The following is a 25,952-nucleotide window of genomic DNA, read 5'->3' on the forward strand; positions in this document are numbered from 1 at the left end:
CTCAATAAAAACAGGGATTTAAATCACTTTTCGTCATTTCCTGACGATGATAATGTCTGTGCCCTTTCCAACCGCTCTTGCTTAACGTCTCACAACGAGTGAACAGACCATGCTGGTTAGCCAATACAACCAAATCCTCGTAGTCATCTCCTTTGTTGTTGCCATTCTTGCCGCCTATACCGCGCTGAATATGGCTGCGCGCGTTGCCGGAAGCCAGGGCATCGCTGCACGCGTCTGGCTGGCAGGTGGCGGTGTTTCGATGGGGATTGGCGTGTGGGCGATGCATTTCATCGGTATGCTGGCGATGGATCTTTCCATGAGCATGAGTTACAACGCGGTCCTGACCGTGCTTTCGATGGTTATCGTCATCAGCTCGTCAATGTTTGCCCTGTGGCTCGTTAGCGGCGAGCAGCTACGTTTGCGCCGGCTGCTGCCTGGCGCCGTCGTGATGGGAGCGGGCATTGTTGCCATGCACTACACCGGTATGGCTGCCCTGGAGGTCACACCGGGTATTGTCTGGGATAAAACGTGGGTGGCTATCTCTGTGGTCATTGCCCTTGCCGCTTCACTGGCCGCTCTTTGGCTGACGTTCCGTTTACGTCAGGAAGCTGCACGAATGGCGTTGATGCGGCTGGCGGCGGCGATCACCATGGGCATCGCTATCGCTGGCATGCATTACGCCGGCATGGAAGCAGCACAATTTCCAATGTCGACGATGGTCCACCATCATGGCATTAACGGGAGCTGGCTGGCGATACTGGTTAGCGTGGTCGCGCTCGCTATTCTGGGGATTACGCTGCTGGTGTCGATGTTCGATGCCCGCCTTCAGGCTCGTACCTCGCTGCTGGCCTCATCACTGGCAGAAGCTAACCGTGAACTCGCACAGCTGGCGTTGCATGATACGCTGACACGATTACCCAATCGTATTCTGCTTGAGGATCGCCTCGATCAGGCCATCAGCAAGGCCGATCGCGAAGGAAGCCCTTTCGCGCTGATGTTTATGGATCTTGATGGCTTTAAAACCGTCAACGATGCCTATGGTCATGATGTCGGTGACAAGCTTCTGGTTGCGGTGACTCAGCGTTTGCTGTTGCAGTTGAAAGGTCAGTATACGCTGGCGCGTATCGGTGGGGATGAATTCGTCCTGCTGGCCGAAACCGCCACTCCGGATGATGCTGCCTCACTGGCAAATTCACTGGTGCGCGTCATTGATAGCCCGTTCCATCTCGATCCTTATGAACTGATGGTCACCCTGAGCATTGGCATTGCGCTCTATCCACACGATGGCAAAACCGATCGTGAACTGATGTTTAACGCTGATGCTGCGATGTACCACACGAAACATATGGGTCGTAACGGCTATCACTTCTTCCAGCCGTCAATGAATACGCTGGCGCAGACGCATCTTCAGCTGATGAATGATCTGTGGCAAGCCATCGACCGTAATGAGTTACGCCTGCTTTATCAACCTAAATTCCACGCTCCTGCCGGGCCAGTCCTCGGGTTCGAAGCGCTGTTACGCTGGCAGCATCCCAAACAGGGGTTACTCTCCCCTGACCTGTTTCTACCGCTGGCAGAGAAAACGGGGCTGATTATTCCGATTGGAAACTGGGTAATCGACGAGGCCTGCCGCCAGCTGCATGAATGGCATCTTCAGGGCCACACGGACTGGTCAATGGCGGTGAATCTTTCTACATTGCAGTTCGAACAGCCGTCGCTGGTTAAAACAGTTCTCGATTGTCTGACGCGCCATAGCGTACCGCCCGGCATGTTGATCCTGGAGGTGACCGAAACCACGGCAATGAACAATCCGGACGAAAGCGTTCGTGTCCTGACAGCGCTGACGGATGCGGGAGTAAAAGCCTCGATAGACGATTTTGGCACCGGTTACTCAAGCCTTCTGTATCTTAAGCGACTCCCCGCCTGCGAGTTGAAAATCGATCGTGCTTTTGTGAAAGAGTTAAGTGGTGAGAGCGAAGATGCGACGATTGTCTCGGCGATTGTCGCCCTGGCAAAAACGCTGAATCTGAAGGTCGTGGCGGAAGGGGTCGAAACCGCAGCGCAGCAAACCTTTCTGACAGAACTGGGATGCAATACGCTACAGGGTTACCTGCTGGGCAAACCGATTACCGCGCAAGCTATTATGGAACAGTGCCAACACGGGGAGATGTCGCCACCCCGGACGCGGTCATGAGGCTGTATCGTAAACCACTGGTGCCACTCGGGTGATATTTAGTGTCGCCAGAATATTATCCACCAGCGCCGGTGCTTGTTTGTACAGATTAAAATTGTTGCTATCCATTAACCAGTTTTTAATGACACCGCTAAAAAAGGCGTGGAAAACAATCAGCGCCAGTTCAATATTGGTTTGCGAAGAGATAACGTTACGAGCAATGCATCGCTTTAGCGTCTTGCGAAGATAATCATCGTTTAAACCGATCCGCTTGCGTATTTCACATTCTGAAATCACATCGTCATGAAATTCACACTTATGATACAAAATTTGTAAAAGCGCATATTGCCGCGGCTCGCTCGCAATATATTGCAGTGCGACAATAAATTGTTCACGAAGCATTAACAAAGGGTCGTCATTTTCGGAAAGTATTAACCTGTCACGAATCATCTCACGCATCGGCAATTGCTGATCCCATATTGCATTAAATATTTCCGCTTTACTCGAGAAATGCCAGTAAACCGCCCCGCGAGTGAGTTGAGCAGCATCGGCGATGTCGGTAAGCGTGGTGCTGGACACGCCACGCGTCGCGAATAGCCCGATAGCGGCTTCAATCAGCTGCTGGCGGGTCTTTTGAGCCTCTTCTTTTTTTTTGCGCACCATAACCTGCTACTCATTACTCATAAAATTGATACGTTATCAAAGGATATTGCCGTGGTCGTGTAGTCAAAGTATTAACCAAAACCCGTGTTAATTTTGCACAAAAAAAGTCAATTCATTTAATTTATAATTCACGCGAATAAATCGAATACATAAAATTCATAAAATATATGAATAGCATTCACCGAAAACATTTCGTTGATTATCCTGACAGAAAAATAGTACCGAATACACTGTGTCAGATTCCGATTTTTACTTTTAAAAGCTCCATCAGCACTTATAAATTAAAAAACATTAAACACCCTCATTATTATACGCGGCTACATTTCTATTTTTTGCCTCACACCCTTTCACCGATTCATGGCAAATATCGGCTCAAGGGTAGTTTAAGGAACAGTAATGACGAATCACTTCAGATGCTTACCCTTATCCGGTTTCATTGTCTGTGCCGCGCTGCTCACCGGGTGCGATGGGCAAGAAAACCCACAGCAGCATGCGCAAGCTCCTCAGGTCAGTGTTCATATTGTTAAAAGCGCGCCACTGGCCGTAACGACAGAATTGCCCGGCAGAACTGACGCGTATCGTGTTGCGGAGGTTCGTCCTCAGGTAAGTGGTATCATTCTGCACCGTAATTTTACCGAAGGCAGCGACGTTAAAGCGGGTGAATCCCTTTATCAAATCGATCCGGCCACCTATCAGGCAGCCTACGACAATGCGAAAGGTGAACTGGTAAAAGCACAGGCGGCGGCGAATATCGCCCATCTGACGGTGAAACGTTACGTTCCGCTGGTTGGTACGCAATATGTGAGCAAGCAAGAGTACGATCAGGCGGTGGCAACTGCCCAGCAGGCGGATGCGAGCGTGGTTGCCGCGAAGGCTGGCGTTGAAAGCGCGCGGATCAACCTGGCCTATACGAAAGTCACATCCCCAATCAACGGGCGTATAGGTAAATCCAGCGTCACCGAAGGGGCGTTAGTCACTAATGGCCAGGCAACTGCACTGGCGACGGTTCAGCAACTCGATCCCATTTATGTCGATGTGACGCAATCCAGCAGCGATTTTATGCGCCTGAAGCAGCAGACGAGCCTGCAAAAGGGAGACACCAGCAGCGTCGAGTTGCTGATGGAAAATGGCCAGCCTTATCCGCTGAAAGGAACGCTCCAGTTCTCTGATGTCACGGTAGATGAAAGTACCGGCTCAATCACCCTTCGCGCCCTCTTCCCTAACCCACAGCATATGCTGTTACCGGGTATGTTTGTCCGTGCGCGCATCGATGAAGGTACGCAACCTGATGCCATACTGGTTCCCCAGCAGGGAGTAACCCGTACACCACGCGGAGATGCCACCGTGCTTGTGGTAAATGAGAAAAACCAGGTGGAATCACGCACTGTCGTTGCACCGCAGGCGATTGGCGATCGCTGGCTGATCACGGAAGGCCTCAAAAACGGCGACCGCGTCATTATCAGCGGCCTGCAAAAAGTTCGCCCTGGCGTCACCGTCGTGGCTATTCCTGATACCGCAGCGACTCCAGCCAGTTAAGGAATAACGACATGGCTAATTTCTTTATTCAACGGCCTGTTTTCGCCTGGGTACTCGCCATCATTCTGATGATTGCGGGCGGGCTGGCCATTTTAAAACTACCGGTCGCGCAATATCCGACCATTGCGCCGCCGGCGGTTGCGGTGACAGCAACCTACCCGGGCGCTGATGCCCAGACGGTACAGGACACCGTCACTCAGGTTATCGAACAGAACATGAACGGTATCGATAATTTGATGTACATGTCGTCCACCAGTGATTCCGCTGGTAACGTCACCATTACGCTGACGTTCGAGTCGGGTACAGATCCTGATATTGCGCAGGTGCAGGTTCAGAACAAACTCCAGCTCGCCATGCCGCTGCTGCCACAAGAAGTGCAGCAGCAGGGGATCGGCGTGGAGAAATCCAGCAGCAGCTTCCTGCTGGTTGCAGGCTTTGTGTCGGACAATAAAAACCTCACGCAGGATGATATCTCCGACTATGTCGCTTCTAACGTAAAAGATGCGATCAGCCGTACTTCCGGCGTCGGTGACGTGCAGCTGTTCGGTGCCCAGTATGCAATGCGCATCTGGCTGGACAGCAACGCGATGAACAAATATCAGCTCACGCCGCTGGATATCATTAACCAGCTAAAAACGCAGAACGACCAGATTGCTGCGGGCCAGTTGGGCGGAACACCGTCCGTACCTGGGCAGCAACTGAACGCCTCAATTATTGCTCAAACGCGTCTGAAATCGCCGGAGGAGTTTGGTCGTGTGACGCTGAAGGTGAACCAGGACGGTTCAATGGTCCACCTGAAAGATGTGGCCCGCATTGAGCTGGGTGGCGAAAACTACAACATGGTCACCAAAATCAATGGCCAGGCAGCAACGGGGCTGGGGATCAAGCTGGCGACTGGCGCAAACGCGCTGGATACCGCTGCCGCCATCAAGAGTAAACTGGCGCAGTTGCAGCCCTTCTTCCCTCAGGGCCTGAAAGTCGTGTATCCGTACGACACCACACCTTTCGTGAAGATCTCAATCCATGAAGTGGTGAAGACGCTGTTTGAAGCGATTGTTCTCGTGTTCCTGGTGATGTACTTGTTCCTGCAAAACCTGCGGGCAACGCTTATTCCGATTATCGCCGTGCCCGTGGTGTTACTGGGCACCTTTGCGGTACTGGCTGCGTTCGGGTTCTCCATTAACACCCTGACGATGTTCGGGATGGTATTGGCGATAGGTCTGCTCGTCGATGACGCCATCGTGGTGGTCGAGAACGTAGAACGCGTCATGGTTGAGGACAAGCTGCCGCCAAAAGAGGCGACGCAGAAGTCGATGGAGCAAATCCAGGGCGCCCTGGTGGGCATTGCCATGGTGCTTTCGGCGGTATTTATCCCGATGGCATTCTTTGGTGGTTCAACCGGGGCTATCTATCGCCAGTTCTCGCTGACCATTGTCTCCGCGATGGCCTTGTCGGTACTGGTGGCGTTGATATTAACGCCTGCTCTTTGTGCAACGCTGCTCAAACCGGTTTCCAGCGAACATCATGAAAAGAAAGGTGGTTTCTTCGGCTGGTTTAACGCGCTCTTTGATAAAAGTGTGGAGCATTACAGCAACAGCGTGAGCGGCATTTTACGTAAGACCGGCCGCTATCTGCTGGTTTACGTCGTCATCGTCGGCGGCATGGCAGTTCTGTTCCTGCGCCTGCCTTCCTCCTTCCTGCCGGAAGAGGATCAGGGGGTGTTTATGACGATGGTTCAGTTGCCGGCAGGGGCGACGCAAATGCGTACTCAGCAGGTACTCGATCAGGTTCAGGATTATTACCTGACGAAAGAGAAAGCGAACGTTGAATCGGTCTTTACCGTAAACGGTTTTAGCTTTAGCGGACAGGGGCAGAACTCCGGTATCGCTTTCGTCAGCCTGAAGCCATGGGAAGAACGTCCGGGCAAGGAAAACGGCGTTGAGGCGATTGTCAGCCGCGCGACGAAAGCGTTCAGCCAGATCAAAGACGGTCTTGTATTTCCGTTTAACCTGCCTGCCATTATTGAACTGGGTACCGCAACAGGCTTTGACTTTGAATTGATTGACCAGGCAAACCTGGGGCATACGCAGTTAACCCAGGCGCGTAACCAGCTGCTGGGCATGGTGAGAGAACATCCTGACTTACTGGTCCGCGTGCGTCCTAACGGACTGGAAGATACGCCACAGTTCAAGCTGGACGTCGATCAGGAGAAGGCACAGGCGCTGGGTGTGAGCGTGTCTGACGTCAATCAGACGATTTCAACAGCGCTGGGTGGCACCTATGTGAACGACTTTATCGATCACGGACGGGTGAAAAAAGTTTATGTCCAGGCTGATGCTCGCTTCCGTATGCTACCAGGAGACATTAACGGCCTGTATGTGCGTAGCGCTAACGGCGAAATGGTGCCTTTCTCTGCCTTTAGCAGCTCTCACTGGGTGTACGGTTCACCGCGTCTGGAACGTTACAATGGGATGCCATCAATGGAGATCCTCGGTGAGTCTGCCCCTGGCAAAAGTACCGGTGAGGCAATGGCGTTGATGGAAAGCCTTGCGTCAAAACTGCCTTCCGGCATCGGCTACGACTGGACGGGGATGTCTTATCAGGAACGACTTTCCGGGAATCAGGCTCCGGCGCTGTACGCCATCTCACTGATTGTGGTGTTCCTGTGTCTGGCGGCCCTCTATGAAAGTTGGTCAATTCCCTTCTCGGTCATGCTGGTTGTGCCGCTGGGGGTGATCGGCGCGCTTCTGGCTGCATCAATGCGAGGGCTGAACAATGACGTTTACTTCCAGGTTGGTCTGCTTACGACAATTGGTTTATCAGCCAAGAACGCCATACTGATCGTTGAGTTCGCCAAGGATCTCATGGATAAAGAAGGCAAAGGGATTATCGAAGCCACGCTTGAAGCCTCGCGTATGCGTCTGCGTCCTATCCTGATGACTTCCCTGGCATTCATCCTTGGTGTTATGCCTCTGGTCATCAGCAGCGGTGCTGGTAGTGGGGCACAAAATGCGGTCGGGACGGGCGTGATGGGCGGGATGCTGTCAGCCACCCTGTTGGCCATTTTCTTTGTTCCTGTTTTCTTTGTGGTTGTCCGGAGACGGTTTACAAAGCACAAGGATTAATGAAAACCATAAAGGCACCTCTGGTGCCTTTTTTATTTCCTGAAAACAATGTAAAAACACTTCCCCTCTTCACATTTCCTCCATTAATAATCAGTGCCCGCGCTTTTTTCTTCATAATTTTTACAATCCACACAAATTGAGATTATTCCCCGTGCTGCATGGTATTAGTGCGGTGGTAAAATAATCATCAGTTCGTTAATTGCTGTATCGGCTCTTTAGCGAATAAGCGATCATATTGAGGTAACATCATGAAAAGATTCCTTTCCGTTGCACTTCTCGCTGCGCTGCTTGCTGGTTGCGCGCACGACTCTCCATGTGTACCGGTATACGACGATCAGGGGCGACTGGTTCACACCAATACCTGTATGAAGGGCACTACCCAGGATAACTGGGAAACAGCAGGTGCGATTGCTGGTGGCGCCGCGGCAATCGCTGGCCTGACACTCGGTATTGTCGCCCTGACTAAATAAGGCTTCTAAAAGCGCGGCCATCGCCGCGCTTTTATTTTTCCCTGATATAAGGAACGTATATTCCTCATCACGAATAGCATCAGATATTAATTAAATTCAATACGCTACCTTACTCCCCGCTATACCCCATACCTGTACATAACATTTAATTGATTTAACGCTGCTGCGAGCCAGCATAATGCATTCCACAACTTCAGTTTCAGTAGGGTAAAACGCTTTAATACGTCCGTAAGGTATTAATGGCGACAGCAGGAATATCGAATGAGGGAATTGGTTTGGCTGGAGCGATAACGCAAAAAGGCCATCCTTTCGGATGGCCTTTCTACTTGTTTGATGTCTGGCAGTTCCCTACTCTCACATGGGGAGACCCCACACTACCATCGGCGCTACGGCGTTTCACTTCTGAGTTCGGCATGGGGTCAGGTGGGACCACCGCGCTAAAGCCGCCAGACAAATTCTTTTACTTCTTGCCGAACTTTAACCTAAGTATAAAGTGGTGCTGATACCCAGAGTCGAACTGGGGACCTCACCCTTACCAAGGGTGCGCTCTACCAACTGAGCCATATCAGCACGCTAAATTTGATGCCTGGCAGTTCCCTACTCTCACATGGGGAGACCCCACACTACCATCGGCGCTACGGCGTTTCACTTCTGAGTTCGGCATGGGGTCAGGTGGGACCACCGCGCTACAGCCGCCAGGCAAATTCTTGTGCTCTGTCCTGTGTCTTTCGCACTGATACTGCGTTGGCTGCTCTCGTAAAGTCAGTCACATACCTCAGTATGCTCCTTCCTTTCCTTCGTTTGCCGCCTTGTCTCAGCGCAAAATCCTTCGGACTCTGAATCTAAGCTGAAAATCGTGTCTGTCTCTTCGCCAAAACACCTTCGGCGTTGTAAGGTTAAGCCTCACGGTTCATTAGTATCGGTTAGCTCAACGCATCGCTGCGCTTACACACCCGACCTATCAACGTCGTCGTCTTCAACGTTCCTTCAGGAGACTTAAAGTCTCAGGGAGAACTCATCTCGGGGCAAGTTTCGTGCTTAGATGCTTTCAGCACTTATCTCTTCCGCATTTAGCTACCGGGCAGTGCCATTGGCATGACAACCCGAACACCAGTGATGCGTCCACTCCGGTCCTCTCGTACTAGGAGCAGCCCCCCTCAATTCTCCAGCGCCCACGGCAGATAGGGACCGAACTGTCTCACGACGTTCTAAACCCAGCTCGCGTACCACTTTAAATGGCGAACAGCCATACCCTTGGGACCTACTTCAGCCCCAGGATGTGATGAGCCGACATCGAGGTGCCAAACACCGCCGTCGATATGAACTCTTGGGCGGTATCAGCCTGTTATCCCCGGAGTACCTTTTATCCGTTGAGCGATGGCCCTTCCATTCAGAACCACCGGATCACTATGACCTGCTTTCGCACCTGCTCGCGCCGTCACGCTCGCAGTCAAGCTGGCTTATGCCATTGCACTAACCTCCTGATGTCCGACCAGGATTAGCCAACCTTCGTGCTCCTCCGTTACTCTTTGGGAGGAGACCGCCCCAGTCAAACTACCCACCAGACACTGTCCGCAACCCGGATTACGGGTCTACGTTAGAACACCAGCCATTAAAGGGTGGTATTTCAAGGTTGGCTCCACGCAGACTGGCGTCCACGCTTCAAAGCCTCCCACCTATCCTACACATCAAGGACCAGTGTTCAGTGTCAAGCTATAGTAAAGGTTCACGGGGTCTTTCCGTCTTGCCGCGGGTACACTGCATCTTCACAGCGAGTTCAATTTCACTGAGTCTCGGGTGGAGACAGCCTGGCCATCATTACGCCATTCGTGCAGGTCGGAACTTACCCGACAAGGAATTTCGCTACCTTAGGACCGTTATAGTTACGGCCGCCGTTTACCGGGGCTTCGATCAAGAGCTTCGCGTTGCCGCTAACCCCATCAATTAACCTTCCGGCACCGGGCAGGCGTCACACCGTATACGTCCACTTTCGTGTTTGCACAGTGCTGTGTTTTTAATAAACAGTTGCAGCCAGCTGGTATCTTCGACTGATTTCAGCTCCACCCGCAGGGGCTTCACCTACACATCAGCGTGCCTTCTCCCGAAGTTACGGCACCATTTTGCCTAGTTCCTTCACCCGAGTTCTCTCAAGCGCCTTGGTATTCTCTACCTGACCACCTGTGTCGGTTTGGGGTACGATTTCGTGTTACCTGATGCTTAGAGGCTTTTCCTGGAAGCAGGGCATTTATCACTTCAGCACCGTAGTGCCTCGTCATCACACCTCAGCGTTAACAAGGTACCGGATTTACCTGGAACCTCCGCCTACATGCTTAAACCGGGACAACCGTCGCCCGGCTGACATAGCCTTCTCCGTCCCCCCTTCGCAGTAACACCAAGTACAGGAATATTAACCTGTTTCCCATCGACTACGCCTTTCGGCCTCGCCTTAGGGGTCGACTCACCCTGCCCCGATTAACGTTGGACAGGAACCCTTGGTCTTCCGGCGAGCGGGCTTTTCACCCGCTTTATCGTTACTTATGTCAGCATTCGCACTTCTGATACCTCCAGCATGCCTCACAGCACACCTTCAACGGCTTACAGAACGCTCCCCTACCCAACAACACATAGTGTCGCTGCCGCAGCTTCGGTGCATGGTTTAGCCCCGTTACATCTTCCGCGCAGGCCGACTCGACCAGTGAGCTATTACGCTTTCTTTAAATGATGGCTGCTTCTAAGCCAACATCCTGGCTGTCTGTGCCTTCCCACATCGTTTCCCACTTAACCATGACTTTGGGACCTTAGCTGGCGGTCTGGGTTGTTTCCCTCTTCACGACGGACGTTAGCACCCGCCGTGTGTCTCCCGTGATAACATTCTTCGGTATTCGTAGTTTGCATCGGGTTGGTAAGCCGGGATGGCCCCCTAGCCGAAACAGTGCTCTACCCCCGAAGATGAGTTCACGAGGCGCTACCTAAATAGCTTTCGGGGAGAACCAGCTATCTCCCGGTTTGATTGGCCTTTCACCCCCAGCCACAGGTCATCCGCTAATTTTTCAACATTAGTCGGTTCGGTCCTCCAGTTAGTGTTACCCAACCTTCAACCTGCCCATGGCTAGATCACCGGGTTTCGGGTCTATACCCTGCAACTTAACGCCCAGTTAAGACTCGGTTTCCCTTCGGCTCCCCTATACGGTTAACCTTGCTACAGAATATAAGTCGCTGACCCATTATACAAAAGGTACGCAGTCACCCCATAAAGAGGCTCCCACTGCTTGTACGTACACGGTTTCAGGTTCTTTTTCACTCCCCTCGCCGGGGTTCTTTTCGCCTTTCCCTCACGGTACTGGTTCACTATCGGTCAGTCAGGAGTATTTAGCCTTGGAGGATGGTCCCCCCATATTCAGACAGGATACCACGTGTCCCGCCCTACTCTTCGAGTTCACAGCAAGTGTGCTTTCGTGTACGGGACTATCACCCTGTACCGTCGGACTTTCCAGACCGTTCCACTAACACACAAGCTGATTCAGACTCCGGGCTGCTCCCCGTTCGCTCGCCGCTACTGGGGGAATCTCGGTTGATTTCTTTTCCTCGGGGTACTTAGATGTTTCAGTTCCCCCGGTTCGCCTCGTTAACCTATGTATTCAGTTAACGATAGTGCAACGGATTGCACTGGGTTTCCCCATTCGGACATCGCCGGGTCAAGGGTTCATATCACCTCGCCGGCGCTTTTCGCAGATTAGCACGTCCTTCATCGCCTCTGACTGCCAGGGCATCCACCGTGTACGCTTAGTCGCTTAACCTCACAACCCGAAGATGTTTCTTTCGATTCACCATCGACTTGCGAAAATTTGAGAGACTCGAACACACATGAGCTGTGTGTCGTTTCAATTTTCAGCTTGATCCAGATTTTTAAAGAGCAAATATCTCAAACATGACTCGCAAGTCAGTTTTGAGATATGACGGCAGGTGACTTTCACTCACGAACCAGCAAGTGGCGTCCCCTAGGGGATTCGAACCCCTGTTACCGCCGTGAAAGGGCGGTGTCCTGGGCCTCTAGACGAAGGGGACGTACAGTCTCAATCGCAAGACGCCTTGCTATTTACTTTTCATCAGACAATCTGTGTGAGCACTACAAAGGCAGGTTCTTTAAGGTAAGGAGGTGATCCAACCGCAGGTTCCCCTACGGTTACCTTGTTACGACTTCACCCCAGTCATGAATCACAAAGTGGTAAGCGCCCTCCCGAAGGTTAAGCTACCTACTTCTTTTGCAACCCACTCCCATGGTGTGACGGGCGGTGTGTACAAGGCCCGGGAACGTATTCACCGTGGCATTCTGATCCACGATTACTAGCGATTCCGACTTCATGGAGTCGAGTTGCAGACTCCAATCCGGACTACGACGCACTTTATGAGGTCCGCTTGCTCTCGCGAGGTCGCTTCTCTTTGTATGCGCCATTGTAGCACGTGTGTAGCCCTACTCGTAAGGGCCATGATGACTTGACGTCATCCCCACCTTCCTCCAGTTTATCACTGGCAGTCTCCTTTGAGTTCCCGGCCTAACCGCTGGCAACAAAGGATAAGGGTTGCGCTCGTTGCGGGACTTAACCCAACATTTCACAACACGAGCTGACGACAGCCATGCAGCACCTGTCTCAGAGTTCCCGAAGGCACCAATCCATCTCTGGAAAGTTCTCTGGATGTCAAGAGTAGGTAAGGTTCTTCGCGTTGCATCGAATTAAACCACATGCTCCACCGCTTGTGCGGGCCCCCGTCAATTCATTTGAGTTTTAACCTTGCGGCCGTACTCCCCAGGCGGTCGACTTAACGCGTTAGCTCCGGAAGCCACGCCTCAAGGGCACAACCTCCAAGTCGACATCGTTTACGGCGTGGACTACCAGGGTATCTAATCCTGTTTGCTCCCCACGCTTTCGCACCTGAGCGTCAGTCTTTGTCCAGGGGGCCGCCTTCGCCACCGGTATTCCTCCAGATCTCTACGCATTTCACCGCTACACCTGGAATTCTACCCCCCTCTACAAGACTCTAGCCTGCCAGTTTCGAATGCAGTTCCCAGGTTGAGCCCGGGGATTTCACATCCGACTTGACAGACCGCCTGCGTGCGCTTTACGCCCAGTAATTCCGATTAACGCTTGCACCCTCCGTATTACCGCGGCTGCTGGCACGGAGTTAGCCGGTGCTTCTTCTGCGGGTAACGTCAATTGCTGAGGTTATTAACCTCAACACCTTCCTCCCCGCTGAAAGTACTTTACAACCCGAAGGCCTTCTTCATACACGCGGCATGGCTGCATCAGGCTTGCGCCCATTGTGCAATATTCCCCACTGCTGCCTCCCGTAGGAGTCTGGACCGTGTCTCAGTTCCAGTGTGGCTGGTCATCCTCTCAGACCAGCTAGGGATCGTCGCCTAGGTGAGCCGTTACCCCACCTACTAGCTAATCCCATCTGGGCACATCCGATGGCAAGAGGCCCGAAGGTCCCCCTCTTTGGTCTTGCGACGTTATGCGGTATTAGCTACCGTTTCCAGTAGTTATCCCCCTCCATCAGGCAGTTTCCCAGACATTACTCACCCGTCCGCCACTCGTCAGCAAAGCAGCAAGCTGCTTCCTGTTACCGTTCGACTTGCATGTGTTAGGCCTGCCGCCAGCGTTCAATCTGAGCCATGATCAAACTCTTCAATTTAAAAGTTTGATGCTCAATGAATTAAACTTCGTAATGAATTACGTGTTCACTCGTTGAGACTTGGTATTCATTTAGTGTCCGAGGACATTAAGAATCCATGTCACTTTGAGTGCCCACACAGATTGTCTGATAAATTGTTAAAGAGCAGTTGCGACGCGCTTCAGCGCTCTGTCGCGAGGTGGCGTATATTACGCTTTCCTCTTTCAGAGTCAACCCGTTATTTCAGGATTTTTTCTCTTCAACCGACCGGGTTGTCTGTGAAGTGATTCACATCTGCCGTGTCGATGGAGGCGCATTATAGGGATCCCAGTTTTTAGCACAAGTATTTTTTAGATCTTTTTTTCCAACTGATGATTTTCCGTTCTTTTCGCTGAAAACCCACCCGATCCGCTTAAAAATTGACGCATTTTGCCTTGCCTCGATCCAGGAATACGATCAAAGTCTTCTTTAATAGCGCTCATCTGTATCGAGGTAGATATGTTTACAGTATTACGTCCTTATAAAGATCTGTTCCCCCAAAAAGGCGATCGCGTGATGATCGATACCAGCAGCGTGGTCATTGGTGATGTTCGCATGGCCGAGGATGTCAGCATCTGGCCACTCGTCGCGATCCGGGGCGATGTTAACTACGTTGCGATCGGTGCACGCACCAATATTCAGGACGGTAGCGTGCTGCATGTGACTCATAAGTCATCTTATAACCCTGAGGGCAATCCGCTCATCATTGGGGAAGATGTCACCGTTGGTCATAAAGTGATGCTCCACGGCTGCACAATCGGTAACCGGGTTCTCGTTGGGATGGGATCGATTTTGCTGGATGGCGTCATAGTAGAAGATGACGTAATGATTGGCGCAGGAAGCCTTGTTCCGCAAAACAAACGTCTGGAAAGTGGCTATCTCTATTTAGGCAGTCCGGTTAAACAGATCCGCCCCCTAAAAGAGGCGGAGATCGAAGGATTGAAATACTCAGCGAACAATTACGTTAAATGGAAGAATGACTATCTGGATCAGGATAACCAGACCCAACCCTGATCGTCTTCCTGCTGATCGCGGATCAAATCGCTGGCTTCCTCTTCCAGATCCCAGCGATTTTCGCAAAAGACCGCTAACGGATCTGAACCACCAAAGCGCTGATGCAACGTCTCCCCTTTAATCGCACAGGTGAGCTGCGTTCCATGCACCAGCACCGGGAAACAAACCGCTTGCTTATTTTCATCCCAGATTTCTCTGTCGGGAAAATGAATCGCCTGATTCATGCCATCAGTTCCTGTTTCAGCTTTTCGATCACCGGTTCTACAGCAGGTAACACGCCATGCCAGAGTAGCACCGCATGAGCCGCCTGCCCCACCAGCATGCCCAGACCATCAGCCACGTGTTTTGCCCCCTGTTGTTCACACCAGGTCAGAAATGGCGTTTTCCCTTTTTGATAAAACATGTCATAGGCGTAGATGTGGGAATGAACCAGGGATGCAGGAATCGCCGGGATCTCTCCATTGATACCGCTTGAGGTGGCATTAATCACAAGATCAAATTCGTGACTCGCGAGATCGTCAAGTGCTACCGCAGTTACGCTGCCTGTGTGTGCGAACAACGCCGCCAGCTCTTCTGCTCTGGAGAAGGTACGGTTGGTGATTGTCACCGCACAATCCAGCGAAAGAAGAGGAAGCAATACGCCGCGCGACGCGCCACCCGCGCCGATCAGCAGGATCCGAAAGCCTGGTTTAATAAACGACAATCGCTCCAGCTCGCTGAGTAAACCTATGCCATCGGTGTTATCGCCCAGAAGGCGACCATCTTCAAGCCGCTTAAGGGTATTGACGGCACCAGCGAGCGAGGCACGCTCGGTCAGCTCATCCGCACGCCCGAAAGCCTCTTCTTTAAAAGGCACCGTGACGTTCGCACCTTTACCACCCGCATCAAAAAAGCTATTCAGCGTCGGTATAAATGCATCAACAGGCGCAAGAACCCGACCATACGGGTGATCTATCTGCAATTGCTCTGCAAACAGCTGATGGATCAGAGGCGACTTACTGTGCGCGATCGGGTTACCAAAAACAGCATAGGTTTCCATAACATTATCCCTGGCGAAAACGTTCGCCGGTCAAGGCATCGCGAATTTCTGACGGGTTAAGACGACCCCCGGTTTCACCCACGGCTACAGGGAAATCATTCCCGAACTGCGCCAGAACTTCTTCTGTTGTCCGACAAGGGGGAAGCCCGGTCAGGTTGGCGCTGGTTGAAACCAGGGGTTTACCAAATGCCTGGCATAACTCCACCACCAAGGGATGGTCGGTAACGCGTACCGCGAGTGAATCGAAACGCCCGGTTAACCAGCGCGGCGTTGTCGGTTGTGCAGGAAAGACAAACGTCACGGGACCAGGCCACACAGAGAAAATGGTTTCCCGCTGTGCAGGCGTCAGCATGGAATCATCAATATAAGGCTTAAGCTGCTCGTAGTTCGCAGCGATCAAAATCAATCCTTTTTCGACAGGCCGCTGTTTTAGCGCCAGCAGACGGTTAACGGCGACTTCGCTGTCAGGATCGCACCCGACCCCGAAAACGGCTTCTGTTGGATAGGCGATGACTTCTTCTTTTTTCAGGATGTCCACCGCCTGCGCGATGGAGCCTGATGGCAGGTTATTATTCACTGATTTGATCCGCCGAAACCGGCTTTCCACATTGTTTACTGGCGCAAAAGCGTTTCAAGCCTTGCGCGGTTTTCTTTTCTATAAGTAACGGATAATCGCAATGAGGGCAGACGCCCGCTACTGGTTTGAAATTGATAACGAACTGGCATTCAGGATAGCGATCGCACGAATGGAAGGTCTTGCCATAACGAGAGCGGCGCTGCACCAATTGACCACGCTGGCACTGAGGGCACGCAATTGCCGTTTCATCTGGTTTATCAATTTGTTCCGTATGTTCACATTCCGGATAGCGGCTGCATCCAATAAACATCCCGAACCGCCCCTGCCGCAGCGCCAGTTCGCCGCCACAGAGTGGACAAAGCTGTCCCTCCAGAATTTTGACGATATGTCCGTCCGCCTGGCTTTTCAGGGGACGGACATAATCACATTCCGGATAGTGTGAACAACCGAGAAACGGACCGTGTTTCCCGGACCGAATAACAAGTTCAGCCCCACACTGTGGGCAGGGCTCGTTTTTATGCACCGTGAAGAGTGCTGATTTGGCCATAACAACTCTTGTTGCTGCACATAGAATTAATGCAGCATACCTTCATTCACTTCAAAGAGTAATTCTTCCATTTGCTGATAGGCATTTTCACAGCCTGGGATGTTGAACAGAACCATCAGGATCACCCATTTGAGATCTTCCAGTTCAAATTCAGCAGTATCCAGCGCCATGACGCGCTCTATCACCATCTCTCTCGTTTCGAGGTTTAGCACCTGAATCTGCTCAAGGAATAAAATGAATCCCCGGCAGCTGGCATCCAGCCTTTCACACTCTTCAGCTGTATAGATGCGCACAGACAATGGGTCAGAAGCAAGCTGCATCGGTTCGGCGAGGCCGTCCTGATAATCAGCCAACTTATCCAGCCACATCAACGCATTATAAATATCTTCCCGCTCAAAACCTGCGTCGGTCAGATCCCGTGTTAATTTGTCCTGATCCACCTGCATTTCTGCTTCGTTGTGGATGTAAGTCTCAAACAAATACATCAGTACGTCGAACATGGCATGCCCTCCTTAATCGGACATAGCCGCCGGGTACAGCTGCGATCCACCCTGCTAACTCCAGTTCGAGTAGCTGTGCTACCGTTACTGGCACAGGTTGGCCGGCACGTTCAGCGACAACGTCAACAGGTGTTACCTCATCTCCTACGTTAGCCAGGAGCTTGGGAAATGGCAATGCTACTGCCTCCTGATCCGATGAAATATGTCGCTTTTGGAGATCATCCTGCAACCAATGCAATCCATACTGCAAATTTTCCAGGATATCCTCTTTACAGGTCACCAGCGTCGCCCCCTGTTTTATCAGCCAGTGAGGGCCTTCGCAGCCAGGGTTCCCCAACGGGCCGGGTAGCGCAAAAACTTCACGCCCCTGCTCCAGTGCGCACCTTGCGGTAACCAGCGATCCACTCCGAATCGCAGCTTCGACCACCAGCACGCCCTGGCTCAACCCGCTGATGATCCGGTTACGCCGGGGAAAGTTACCCGGTCTGGGCGATGTCGAAAGTGAAAACTCAGACACTATCGCCCCCTCTGAAGCGATAAGTTGCTCAGCCAGAATGTGATGACGACGCGGATAGAGACTAAAAAGACCATTGCCAAGCACGGCGACACTTCGCCCTTTTGCTGACAACGCCGCATGATGTGCCACACCGTCGATGCCGCAAGCCAGGCCACTGGTGATCGTAAAGCCACATTGGGACAGCTGTTCACTGAGCATTTTCCCCCAACGCTCGCCATACCACGAGGGCGCACGGCTGCCCACAACCGCAAGCTGCATGCTGTTAAGCACGTCGACGCGGCCTCGCACAAAGAGCGCCCCGGGAAAATCAGGTATAGAACGCAACAATGGCGGGAAGCGAGGATCATCCGCCGTGAGAAGGTGGTTGTCGGCGTGTTCCAGCCATTCCAGACTACGTTCAAGCTCACTCTCGCTGAACGAAAAAAACTTTACGGCATGTTTGGGCGAAAGCCCTGACGCGTTGACAGCTTCAGCATCGACGGTTGCCTGGCGAAGCAGCCTCTGCGCAATCTCCAGCATCGCGTCACCGTATAAGGACCCGATGTTTATAAGCCGTAACCATATCTCTGTGGACGTCATCCTTTTCCCTGCCATAAGCAGCCTCAGCAATCTTTGCGATTGGTCACTGATGCTGTCAATCGACCGGGGATTTGTCTAGAATAGAAGTAATATTCTTATCAACTCCTGAACACGACTCTGGAAATTTATGGCAGTTTTGCAAGTGTTACATATTCCTGACGAGCGCCTTCGCATCGTCGCGGAACCGGTTAAAGAAGTGAATGCAGAAATTCAGCGTATCGTCGATGATATGTTCGATACCATGTACGCTGAAGAAGGCATTGGCCTTGCCGCAACCCAGGTAGACATTCACAAACGTATTATTGTGATCGACGTTTCTGAAAATCGTGATGAGCGCCTGGTGCTGATCAACCCTGAGATGCTGGAAAAAAGCGGCGAAACAGGTATTGAGGAAGGCTGTCTGTCTATCCCTGAACAGCGCGCTTTGGTGCCACGTGCCGAAAAAGTTAAAATCCGCGCACTGGATCGTGACGGCAATCCGTTTGAGCTGGAAGCCGACGATCTGCTGGCGATTTGCATTCAGCATGAGATGGATCACCTGGTCGGTAAGCTGTTTATCGATTACCTCTCACCGCTGAAGCAACAGCGTATTCGTCAGAAAGTTGAGAAACTGGATCGTTTACGTTCTCGCGCTTAACGCCCCCCGGATACAAGGAATAACGTGTCTACATCACTACGTATAATCTTCGCGGGTACCCCTGATTTTGCGGCGCGTCATCTCGACGCGCTGCTATCGTCTGGTCATCAGATTGTTGGCGTATTTACTCAGCCTGATCGTCCGGCTGGCCGCGGTAAAAAATTGATGCCTGGCCCGGTTAAAGTGCTGGCAGAAACGCATGGTTTGCCGGTTTTCCAGCCTGCATCATTACGACCTCAGGAAAACCAGCAGTTAGTGGCAGACCTGAACGCTGACGTGATGGTAGTTGTGGCTTACGGCCTCATTCTGCCGAAAGCGGTACTCGATATGCCCCGCCTGGGCTGTGTTAACGTTCATGGTTCCTTGCTCCCACGCTGGCGTGGTGCAGCCCCTATTCAGCGCGCTCTGTGGGCAGGCGATGCTGAAACTGGCGTGACAATCATGAAGATGGACGTAGGTTTAGACACGGGCGACATGCTGTATAAACTGGCGTGTCCCATTACCGCAGAAGATACCAGCGCCACGCTGTATGACAAGCTGGCGGATCTCGGTCCGCAGGGGCTGATTGAGACGTTGCAACAGCTTGCTGACAATACAGCGACACCTGAAGTGCAGGATGAGGCACAGGTGACCTATGCTGAAAAACTGAGTAAAGAAGAAGCCCGGATCGACTGGTCCCTGTCAGCAGCTCAACTCGAACGCTGTATCCGCGCCTTTAATCCATGGCCGATGAGCTGGTTGATGATTGATGAGCAGCCAGTGAAAGTCTGGAAAGCTTCAGTTATTAACGGCAATACTTCGGCAGAGCCCGGTACGATTATCGACGCCAGCAAAAACGGTATCCAGGTTGCGACCGGAGAAGGGATCCTGAATCTTGAATCGCTGCAACCGGCCGGTAAAAAGGCAATGAGCGCGCAGGATCTATTAAATTCCCGTCGTGAATGGTTCATCCCTGGCAATCGCCTTGCCTGAACAAATTTACTCTTAAGGCCCGGTGTTTCCGGGCATTTTTATTTTTACGGTTATGAAAAGACAAAATCTACGCACTATGGCGGCTCAGGCCGTTGAGCAGGTTATCGAGCAGGGCCAGTCACTGAGTAATGTCCTGCCTCCACTGCAACAAAAGGTTTCCGATATAGACAAAGCACTGCTTCAGGAGCTGTGCTTTGGCGTGCTGCGCACCCTCTCTCAGCTTGAATGGTTAATTAATAAGCTGATGTCACGCCCGATGAGCGGCAAGCAGCGTACCGTGCATTATTTGATCATGGTCGGTTTCTACCAGCTTCTTCATACCCGCATTCCACCTCATGCTGCGCTGGCTGAGACAGTGGAGGGTGCCGTTTCGATTAAACGTCCTCAACTGAAAGGGTTGATTAACGGCGTGCTGCGTCAGTTCCAGCGTCAGCAGGACGAACTGCTGGCAGAATTTGCGCAAAGCGAATCGCGCTTCCTGCACCCTGAATGGCTGCTGAATCGCCTTAAAAAAGCCTACCCACAGCAATGGCAAGACATTGTGGATGCCAATAACCAACGTCCGCCGATGTGGTTACGCGTCAATCGTAACCATCATACCCGCGACGCATGGCTGGCCCTGCTGGAAGAGGCCGGAATGAGCGGCTTCACACACGCTGCTTATCCTGATGCGGTTCGTTTAGCCTCCCCTGCACCGGTACATGCATTACCCGGTTTTGAAGAGGGCTGGGTAACGGTACAGGACGCATCCGCTCAGGGCTGCATGACCTGGCTTGAACCGAAAGACGGGGAGCAGATCCTTGATCTCTGTGCAGCGCCAGGGGGGAAAACAACGCATATTCTGGAAGTGGCGCCGCAGGCCAGCGTGATGGCCGTGGATGTTGATGAGCAGCGTCTTTCACGCGTCTATGACAACCTCAAGCGTCTGGGTATGAAAGCACAGGTTAAGCAAGGCGATGGACGTAAACCCGCAGACTGGTGTGGTGATACCAGGTTCGATCGTATTTTGCTGGACGCCCCTTGCTCAGCAACTGGCGTGATTCGTCGTCATCCCGATATCAAATGGCTGCGTCGCGATCGTGATATCAAGGAGCTTGCCCAGTTGCAATCCGAAATTCTGGATGCCATCTGGCCGCATCTCAAACCCGGCGGAACCCTGGTGTATGCAACCTGCTCTGTTCTCCCGGAAGAGAACAGTCAGCAAATTGCGGCCTTCCTGAAACGCACCCCGGACGCTACGCTGCATGATACGGGAACACCTGAGCACCCGGGTCTGCAAAACCTGCCGGGCGCAGAAGAGGGTGATGGTTTCTTTTACGCTAAGCTAATCAAAGAGTGATGTTGAGAACAGGTCACGAAAGATGAAAATTATCATTCTGGGCGCAGGGCAAGTTGGCGGAACGCTGGCGGAAAATCTCGTGGGCGAAAACAACGATATCACCATTGTGGATACCAATGGCGATCGCCTGCGCGTTTTGCAGGACAAGTTTGATCTTCGTGTTGTACAGGGGCACGGCTCTCACCCACGTGTGCTTCGGGAGGCGGGCGCGGACGATGCCGACATGCTGGTTGCAGTAACCAGTTCTGATGAAACCAACATGGTTGCATGTCAGGTGGCCTACTCGCTTTTCAACACACCGAACCGCATCGCCCGCATTCGCTCCCCGGACTATGTCCGGGATGCGGAAAAGCTGTTTAATTCCGAAGCAGTACCTATCGACCATCTTATTGCCCCTGAACAGCTGGTTATCGACAGTATTTATCGTCTGATTGAGTACCCGGGCGCGTTGCAGGTTGTGAACTTTGCGGAAGGAAAAGTAAGCCTGGCGGTCGTGAAGGCGTACTACGGCGGCCCGCTGATTGGTAATGCCCTGTCGACAATGCGCGAGCATATGCCACATATCGATACGCGTGTTGCGGCGATTTTCCGTCACGACAGACCTATTCGTCCGCAAGGGTCCACCATTGTCGAAGCCGGGGATGAAGTCTTCTTTATTGCGGCTTCTCAGCATATCCGTGCGGTGATGAGTGAACTTCAGCGTCTCGAAAAACCGTATAAACGTATTATGCTGGTTGGCGGCGGTAATATTGGCGCAGGTCTGGCGAGACGGCTGGAAAAAGACTACAGCGTGAAGCTGATCGAACGAGATCAACAGCGCGCGTCGGAGCTGGCTGAAAAGCTTCAGAATACTATCGTGTTTTATGGCGATGCTTCGGATCAGGAATTGCTGGCCGAAGAGCATATCGATCAGGTTGATCTTTTTATTGCCGTCACCAACGACGACGAAGCGAATATTATGTCCGCCATGCTCGCTAAACGTATGGGGGCGAAAAAAGTAATGGTGCTTATCCAGCGTAAGGCTTATGTCGACCTGGTACAGGGTAGCGTAATTGATATTGCTATTTCACCTCAGCAAGCCACCATTTCTGCCCTGCTAAGCCATGTACGTAAAGCGGATATTGTCGGCGTGTCGTCTCTTCGTCGTGGTGTTGCTGAAGCCATTGAAGCCGTCGCTCATGGGGATGAAACGACGTCGCGCGTTGTTGGTCGCGCGATCGACGAAATTAAACTTCCACCAGGCACCATTATCGGCGCTGTAGTACGAGGTAACGATGTCATGATCGCCAATGATAATTTACGTATTGAGCAGGGTGACCACGTTATTATGTTCCTGACCGATAAAAAATTTATTACCGACGTCGAGCGTTTATTCCAGCCAAGCCCGTTCTTCCTGTAATGATTTGGGTGCTCAGACGAGAGCACCCAAATATTAACCTTCTAATTTTCATGCCTTTTATTTTTCATAACGATTATTTATCCCCAATGGCAATTAGCTAATCATTTGTTAAACTTATAGGCGTCAGCTGGCACAAGGAGAACATAATGAGTTTTATTAAAGAGTTTCGCGAATTTGCGATGCGCGGGAATGTGGTGGATTTGGCTGTGGGTGTCATTATTGGTGCGGCGTTCGGTAAGATCGTTTCATCATTAGTCGCCGACATTATTATGCCGCCGTTAGGACTGTTGATTGGAGGCATTGATTTCAAACAGTTCGCCTTCACCCTTCGGGAGGCTCAGGGCGATATCCCTGCGGTTGTAATGCACTATGGCGTATTCATTCAGAACGTATTTGATTTCGTGATCGTGGCATTTGCCATTTTCATGGCGATCAAACTTATCAACAGACTTAACCGTAAAAAAGAAGAACCGGCTGCTGCCCCGCCAGCACCAACTAAAGAAGAAGTCTTACTGACTGAAATTCGCGATCTGTTAAAAGAGCAGAACAACCGCGTTTAATCAGGCGACAGAAACAGAAAGGCCAGTGGTAAAAAAGCGATTAGCTTGCTTGCCACTGGCCTCCCAGTTACCCCGTTGTGCATGTTTACCTTTACGTAAATAACTCCCTTTTCCTTTCTTGTTCTTCTCAACACGCTGTCTGAAAAGCGGGTCGTGAAGCAATGCCTCAATGGCGTTATCCTTAATTTGTCCCTTAGTATGCTGATAGCGGCTCATCATTTCTCCTGAGCATAGTTAATGTCGGCGGGAGTCTAGTCCCTGGCTGATAAAAAATCAACAACCCTGAGTTTCACTACTGGCGCCCTGTTCAAGAGCTTCCAGTATTGAGCAATAAACACTGCTATGAGCGGTACCGCAGCACGCGTCATTTAACCTTTGCAGAGATCGCTGCATAGCTTGCAGCTCCTGAATGCGTCCTTCAACTTCATCCAGCCGGGCCTGAACGATGCTTTTAGATTCCTGACACGTATGATGTTCAGGATCGATACGGATCGACAGCAGTTCACGGATCGACTCCAGCGTGAAGCCGAGTTGCCGTGCATAGCGGATAAAACGAAGGCGTTGCAGGTCGTTATCCGTATAAAGGCGAAATCCACCTTCCGTTCTGACCTCATGATCGATCATCTGCTGCTTTTCGTAGTAGCGGATAGTATCCGGCGTTACGTTAGCAAGCTTCGCAAGTTCACCTATGCGGTACATGGCTACTCCTCGTTTATTTTTTGCATTAACCTTTCACTGTACTCACCATGCAAAAAGTCAGTATTCATTCCCGTCTGGCGCAGTTTTAGCTCGATGAGCGCCAACCGACGACTGATTTCGGAGTACCGCGGGTCATTCTTATGAATGCCTTTAAGCAGATCGGCAAGCTCGACGGCTTCATTGCGTTGCTGAAGTTCAGGCGGTAAACAACCTGCGTTTTTCAGTAAGCGATAACCGGCCCGTAATTCAGGGGGAATATGTGAATCATCGTCCAGAATCAGCGGCTCACCGCTACCGGGAAGATTTTCGAACTCGCCTTTGTTTTGGGCATCGCAAATATGGCGTTCAGCCCACTGATCGAGCAACCACATAATGAACTCCAGGGGGTGAGCAGAAAAGATACAGACATTGTAGATAAGTGGAGATTCTGCGGATATAAAAAAACCCGCCGAGGCGGGTTTTTTTACGTTACTACAGATTACTCTGCAGCAGCTTCTGCTTTCTCTGAACGATCAACCAGCTCGATGTAAGCCATCGGCGCGTTGTCGCCTGCACGGAAGCCACACTTCAGAATGCGAGTGTAACCACCGGCACGGCTCGCGAAACGCGGGCCCAGTTCGTTAAACAGTTTTGCCACGATCTCGTTATCACGAGTACGGGCGAATGCCAGACGACGATTAGCAACGCTGTCAGTCTTGGCAAGAGTAATCAGCGGCTCAACTACGCGACGCAGCTCTTTCGCTTTAGGCAGGGTCGTCTTGATGATTTCATGACGAACCAGTGAACCTGCCATGTTGCGGAACATAGCCTGGCGATGGCTGCTGTTGCGGTTCAGTTGACGACCACTCTTACGATGGCGCATGACCTTATCCTTCTCAGTAAAACCTTAACCTGTGATCCGGTTACTCGTCAGCAATGCTTGCCGGTGGCCAGTTTTCCAGGCGCATGCCCAGAGACAGACCACGTGAAGCCAGCACGTCTTTAATCTCGGTAAGAGATTTTTTACCCAGGTTCGGCGTTTTCAGCAACTCAACCTCGGTACGCTGTACCAGATCACCGATATAGTGGATAGCTTCTGCCTTGAGGCAGTTAGCAGAGCGGACAGTCAATTCCAGATCGTCAACAGGGCGCAGCAGGATCGGATCGAATTCTGGTTTCTCTTCTTTCACTTCCGGCTGACGTACATCACGTAAGTCAACGAAAGCTTCCAGTTGTTCTGCCAGGATGGTTGCCGCACGACGAATCGCCTCTTCAGGATCGATTGTGCCATTGGTTTCCATTTCGATGACCAGCTTGTCCAGGTCGGTACGCTGTTCTACACGCGCTGCTTCAACATTGTAGGCAATACGCTCTACAGGGCTGTAACATGCGTCGACCAGCAGACGGCCGATTGGGCGCTCATCTTCTTCCGAATGAATTCGGGCAGAAGCCGGCACATAACCACGACCGCGCTGAACTTTGATACGCATGCTAATAGCTGCGTTCTCATCGGTCAGGTGGCAGATCACGTGCTGCGGCTTGACGATTTCAACATCACCGTCGTGGGTGATGTCGGCTGCAGTCACAGGGCCAATGCCAGATTTATTCAGAGTAAGAATAACTTCATCTTTACCCTGAACTCTCACCGCCAGCCCTTTCAGGTTGAGCAGGATTTCAAGGATATCTTCCTGAACGCCTTCTTTGGTGCTGTACTCATGAAGTACACCATCAATCTCAACCTCGGTCACCGCGCAACCCGGCATCGATGAGAGCAGAATACGGCGCAGTGCGTTACCCAGAGTATGGCCAAAGCCACGCTCTAAAGGCTCAAGGGTCACCTTGGCGTGCGTCGAACTCACTTGCTCGATATCTACCAGGCGCGGTTTTAGAAACTCTGTCACAGAACCCTGCATTGTGT

22 protein-coding genes, 2 tRNA genes and 4 rRNA genes are annotated in these 25,952 nt (G+C 51.8%); 10 read left to right on the forward strand and 18 right to left on the reverse strand.

Annotated features, from left to right (window positions below; genetic code table 11):
• Positions 1-109 precede the first annotated feature (109 nt).
• Positions 110-2,194 (forward strand): putative bifunctional diguanylate cyclase/phosphodiesterase, encoded by a 2,085-nt coding sequence (locus ACQG1Y_RS21260; RefSeq protein ID WP_426737041.1) that lies wholly within the window; start codon positions 110-112, stop codon positions 2,192-2,194.
• Here the strand turns inward: ACQG1Y_RS21260 and envR are convergent.
• Positions 2,189-2,836 (reverse strand): acrEF/envCD operon transcriptional regulator, encoded by a 648-nt coding sequence (gene envR / locus ACQG1Y_RS21265; RefSeq protein WP_023295515.1) that lies wholly within the window; start codon positions 2,834-2,836, stop codon positions 2,189-2,191. The genes ACQG1Y_RS21260 and envR overlap by 6 nt on opposite strands.
• A 396-nt stretch (positions 2,837-3,232) precedes the next feature.
• Here envR and ACQG1Y_RS21270 point away from each other — a divergent pair, with 396 nt between their 5' ends.
• The 3 genes from ACQG1Y_RS21270 (at position 3,233) to ACQG1Y_RS21280 (ending at position 7,967) form a co-directional block, all read left to right on the forward strand.
• On the forward strand, positions 3,233-4,372 hold the full coding sequence (locus ACQG1Y_RS21270; protein WP_015572026.1) for an efflux RND transporter periplasmic adaptor subunit: 1,140 nt from the start codon (positions 3,233-3,235) through the stop codon (positions 4,370-4,372).
• 11 nt (positions 4,373-4,383) lie between these two features.
• Positions 4,384-7,497, forward strand: a complete 3,114-nt coding sequence (locus ACQG1Y_RS21275) for an efflux RND transporter permease subunit (RefSeq protein WP_368740944.1) — start codon at positions 4,384-4,386, stop codon at positions 7,495-7,497.
• A gap of 248 nt (positions 7,498-7,745) precedes the next feature.
• Positions 7,746-7,967: a lipoprotein gene (locus ACQG1Y_RS21280; protein ID WP_003860364.1), complete on the forward strand. Its 222-nt coding sequence runs from the start codon at positions 7,746-7,748 to the stop codon at positions 7,965-7,967.
• Positions 7,968-8,302: 335 nt separating this feature from the next.
• Here the strand turns inward: ACQG1Y_RS21280 and rrf (ACQG1Y_RS21285) are convergent.
• From rrf (ACQG1Y_RS21285) to ACQG1Y_RS21310, 6 genes are all read right to left on the reverse strand, one after another.
• Positions 8,303-8,418: ribosomal RNA gene (gene rrf / locus ACQG1Y_RS21285) — 5S ribosomal RNA — on the reverse strand.
• Positions 8,419-8,461: 43 nt separating this feature from the next.
• A tRNA-Thr gene (locus ACQG1Y_RS21290) sits at positions 8,462-8,537 on the reverse strand.
• Between the two features lie 14 nt (positions 8,538-8,551).
• Positions 8,552-8,667: ribosomal RNA gene (gene rrf / locus ACQG1Y_RS21295) — 5S ribosomal RNA — on the reverse strand.
• A gap of 192 nt (positions 8,668-8,859) precedes the next feature.
• Positions 8,860-11,764: ribosomal RNA gene (locus tag ACQG1Y_RS21300) — 23S ribosomal RNA — on the reverse strand.
• A gap of 192 nt (positions 11,765-11,956) precedes the next feature.
• Positions 11,957-12,032 (reverse strand) — tRNA-Glu (locus tag ACQG1Y_RS21305).
• Positions 12,033-12,116: 84 nt separating this feature from the next.
• Positions 12,117-13,658 (reverse strand): 16S ribosomal RNA (locus tag ACQG1Y_RS21310).
• Together the 16S, 23S and 5S rRNA genes with 2 tRNA genes alongside form the textbook arrangement of a ribosomal RNA operon.
• 477 nt (positions 13,659-14,135) lie before the next feature.
• Between ACQG1Y_RS21310 and ACQG1Y_RS21315 the strand changes: the two genes are divergently transcribed.
• A complete protein-coding gene (locus tag ACQG1Y_RS21315; protein WP_062938490.1) occupies positions 14,136-14,690 on the forward strand; it encodes a gamma carbonic anhydrase family protein in 555 nt (184 codons plus the stop codon).
• Here ACQG1Y_RS21315 and ACQG1Y_RS21320 read toward each other — a convergent pair.
• From ACQG1Y_RS21320 to dprA, 6 genes are read right to left on the reverse strand one after another with little or no spacing between them, the layout of a single operon-like run.
• A complete protein-coding gene (locus ACQG1Y_RS21320; protein ID WP_368740917.1) occupies positions 14,666-14,914 on the reverse strand; it encodes a DUF1488 domain-containing protein in 249 nt (82 codons plus the stop codon). The two genes, ACQG1Y_RS21315 and ACQG1Y_RS21320, sit on opposite strands and share 25 nt — an antisense overlap.
• Entirely contained in the window at positions 14,911-15,729 is an 819-nt protein-coding gene (aroE, locus tag ACQG1Y_RS21325; RefSeq protein WP_257439022.1) for a shikimate dehydrogenase, read from the reverse strand. Before aroE ends, ACQG1Y_RS21320 begins: the two co-directional genes overlap by 4 nt.
• Positions 15,730-15,733: 4 nt before the next feature.
• Positions 15,734-16,306 (reverse strand): L-threonylcarbamoyladenylate synthase type 1 TsaC, encoded by a 573-nt coding sequence (gene tsaC / locus ACQG1Y_RS21330; RefSeq protein WP_017693886.1) that lies wholly within the window; start codon positions 16,304-16,306, stop codon positions 15,734-15,736.
• A complete protein-coding gene (locus tag ACQG1Y_RS21335; RefSeq protein WP_017383725.1) occupies positions 16,299-16,853 on the reverse strand; it encodes a DNA topoisomerase family protein in 555 nt (184 codons plus the stop codon). The genes tsaC and ACQG1Y_RS21335 overlap by 8 nt, the downstream gene beginning before the upstream one ends.
• Before the next feature lie 26 nt (positions 16,854-16,879).
• Positions 16,880-17,353 (reverse strand): DUF494 family protein Smg, encoded by a 474-nt coding sequence (gene smg / locus ACQG1Y_RS21340; RefSeq protein ID WP_000460665.1) that lies wholly within the window; start codon positions 17,351-17,353, stop codon positions 16,880-16,882.
• Positions 17,325-18,449, reverse strand: coding sequence for a DNA-protecting protein DprA (gene dprA / locus ACQG1Y_RS21345; protein WP_193135298.1), 1,125 nt, complete (start codon positions 18,447-18,449; stop codon positions 17,325-17,327). The genes smg and dprA overlap by 29 nt, the downstream gene beginning before the upstream one ends.
• Before the next feature lie 127 nt (positions 18,450-18,576).
• On the opposite strand from dprA, the gene def reads away from it, so the two are divergent.
• The 5 genes from def (at position 18,577) to mscL (ending at position 23,356) form a co-directional block, all read left to right on the forward strand.
• Positions 18,577-19,086, forward strand: coding sequence for a peptide deformylase (gene def, locus ACQG1Y_RS21350; RefSeq protein ID WP_015571402.1), 510 nt, complete (start codon positions 18,577-18,579; stop codon positions 19,084-19,086).
• Between the two features lie 24 nt (positions 19,087-19,110).
• A complete protein-coding gene (gene fmt / locus ACQG1Y_RS21355; protein WP_017693884.1) occupies positions 19,111-20,058 on the forward strand; it encodes a methionyl-tRNA formyltransferase in 948 nt (315 codons plus the stop codon).
• Between the two features lie 52 nt (positions 20,059-20,110).
• Positions 20,111-21,397 carry a 16S rRNA (cytosine(967)-C(5))-methyltransferase RsmB gene (gene rsmB, locus ACQG1Y_RS21360; RefSeq protein ID WP_368740918.1) on the forward strand — a complete coding sequence of 429 codons (1,287 nt, stop codon included), beginning with the start codon at positions 20,111-20,113 and terminating at the stop codon, positions 21,395-21,397.
• A 22-nt stretch (positions 21,398-21,419) separates the two neighbouring features.
• The gene (gene trkA / locus ACQG1Y_RS21365) at positions 21,420-22,796 is read left to right on the forward strand and encodes a Trk system potassium transporter TrkA (protein WP_003863337.1); all 1,377 of its coding nucleotides are present in this window, start codon (positions 21,420-21,422) and stop codon (positions 22,794-22,796) included.
• Between the two features lie 146 nt (positions 22,797-22,942).
• On the forward strand, positions 22,943-23,356 hold the full coding sequence (gene mscL, locus ACQG1Y_RS21370; protein ID WP_003863335.1) for a large-conductance mechanosensitive channel protein MscL: 414 nt from the start codon (positions 22,943-22,945) through the stop codon (positions 23,354-23,356).
• On the opposite strand, the gene ACQG1Y_RS21375 is transcribed toward mscL, so the two are convergent.
• From ACQG1Y_RS21375 to ACQG1Y_RS21395, 5 genes are all read right to left on the reverse strand, one after another.
• Positions 23,357-23,572 carry an alternative ribosome-rescue factor A gene (locus ACQG1Y_RS21375; RefSeq protein WP_017383729.1) on the reverse strand — a complete coding sequence of 72 codons (216 nt, stop codon included), beginning with the start codon at positions 23,570-23,572 and terminating at the stop codon, positions 23,357-23,359.
• 57 nt (positions 23,573-23,629) lie between these two features.
• A complete protein-coding gene (zntR, locus tag ACQG1Y_RS21380) occupies positions 23,630-24,055 on the reverse strand; it encodes a Zn(2+)-responsive transcriptional regulator (protein WP_003863328.1) in 426 nt (141 codons plus the stop codon).
• 2 nt (positions 24,056-24,057) lie between these two features.
• Positions 24,058-24,426, reverse strand: a complete 369-nt coding sequence (locus ACQG1Y_RS21385; protein ID WP_023295520.1) for a DUF1992 domain-containing protein — start codon at positions 24,424-24,426, stop codon at positions 24,058-24,060.
• A 107-nt stretch (positions 24,427-24,533) separates the two neighbouring features.
• Complete coding sequence (gene rplQ, locus ACQG1Y_RS21390) at positions 24,534-24,917, reverse strand: 50S ribosomal protein L17 (protein WP_001216368.1); 384 nt, start codon at positions 24,915-24,917, stop codon at positions 24,534-24,536.
• Between the two features lie 40 nt (positions 24,918-24,957).
• Positions 24,958-25,947, reverse strand: a complete 990-nt coding sequence (locus tag ACQG1Y_RS21395; protein WP_002919219.1) for a DNA-directed RNA polymerase subunit alpha — start codon at positions 25,945-25,947, stop codon at positions 24,958-24,960.
• Between the last annotated feature and the right edge of the window lie 5 nt (positions 25,948-25,952).

This window comes from Enterobacter cloacae complex sp. 397G4 (assembly GCF_050031515.1).
Classification (GTDB): domain Bacteria; phylum Pseudomonadota; class Gammaproteobacteria; order Enterobacterales; family Enterobacteriaceae; genus Enterobacter; species Enterobacter hormaechei_C.

Excerpts from the sequence above, each read along its gene's own strand:
- zntR (WP_003863328.1), bottom strand. The coding sequence starts at position 24,055 with ATGTACCGCATAGGTGAACTTGCGAAGCTTGCTAACGTAACGCCGGAT.
- def (WP_015571402.1), top strand. The coding sequence starts at position 18,577 with ATGGCAGTTTTGCAAGTGTTACATATTCCTGACGAGCGCCTTCGCATC.
- ACQG1Y_RS21375 (WP_017383729.1), bottom strand. The coding sequence starts at position 23,572 with ATGAGCCGCTATCAGCATACTAAGGGACAAATTAAGGATAACGCCATT.
- rsmB (WP_368740918.1), top strand. The coding sequence starts at position 20,111 with ATGAAAAGACAAAATCTACGCACTATGGCGGCTCAGGCCGTTGAGCAG.
- ACQG1Y_RS21395 (WP_002919219.1), bottom strand. The coding sequence starts at position 25,947 with ATGCAGGGTTCTGTGACAGAGTTTCTAAAACCGCGCCTGGTAGATATC.
- ACQG1Y_RS21260 (WP_426737041.1), top strand. The coding sequence starts at position 110 with ATGCTGGTTAGCCAATACAACCAAATCCTCGTAGTCATCTCCTTTGTT.
- ACQG1Y_RS21315 (WP_062938490.1), top strand. The coding sequence starts at position 14,136 with ATGTTTACAGTATTACGTCCTTATAAAGATCTGTTCCCCCAAAAAGGC.
- rplQ (WP_001216368.1), bottom strand. The coding sequence starts at position 24,917 with ATGCGCCATCGTAAGAGTGGTCGTCAACTGAACCGCAACAGCAGCCAT.
- ACQG1Y_RS21335 (WP_017383725.1), bottom strand. The coding sequence starts at position 16,853 with ATGGCCAAATCAGCACTCTTCACGGTGCATAAAAACGAGCCCTGCCCA.
- ACQG1Y_RS21275 (WP_368740944.1), top strand. The coding sequence starts at position 4,384 with ATGGCTAATTTCTTTATTCAACGGCCTGTTTTCGCCTGGGTACTCGCC.
- ACQG1Y_RS21270 (WP_015572026.1), top strand. The coding sequence starts at position 3,233 with ATGACGAATCACTTCAGATGCTTACCCTTATCCGGTTTCATTGTCTGT.
- dprA (WP_193135298.1), bottom strand. The coding sequence starts at position 18,449 with ATGACGTCCACAGAGATATGGTTACGGCTTATAAACATCGGGTCCTTA.
- ACQG1Y_RS21280 (WP_003860364.1), top strand. The coding sequence starts at position 7,746 with ATGAAAAGATTCCTTTCCGTTGCACTTCTCGCTGCGCTGCTTGCTGGT.
- mscL (WP_003863335.1), top strand. The coding sequence starts at position 22,943 with ATGAGTTTTATTAAAGAGTTTCGCGAATTTGCGATGCGCGGGAATGTG.
- aroE (WP_257439022.1), bottom strand. The coding sequence starts at position 15,729 with ATGGAAACCTATGCTGTTTTTGGTAACCCGATCGCGCACAGTAAGTCG.
- ACQG1Y_RS21320 (WP_368740917.1), bottom strand. The coding sequence starts at position 14,914 with ATGAATCAGGCGATTCATTTTCCCGACAGAGAAATCTGGGATGAAAAT.
- smg (WP_000460665.1), bottom strand. The coding sequence starts at position 17,353 with ATGTTCGACGTACTGATGTATTTGTTTGAGACTTACATCCACAACGAA.
- envR (WP_023295515.1), bottom strand. The coding sequence starts at position 2,836 with ATGGTGCGCAAAAAAAAAGAAGAGGCTCAAAAGACCCGCCAGCAGCTG.
- trkA (WP_003863337.1), top strand. The coding sequence starts at position 21,420 with ATGAAAATTATCATTCTGGGCGCAGGGCAAGTTGGCGGAACGCTGGCG.
- ACQG1Y_RS21385 (WP_023295520.1), bottom strand. The coding sequence starts at position 24,426 with ATGTGGTTGCTCGATCAGTGGGCTGAACGCCATATTTGCGATGCCCAA.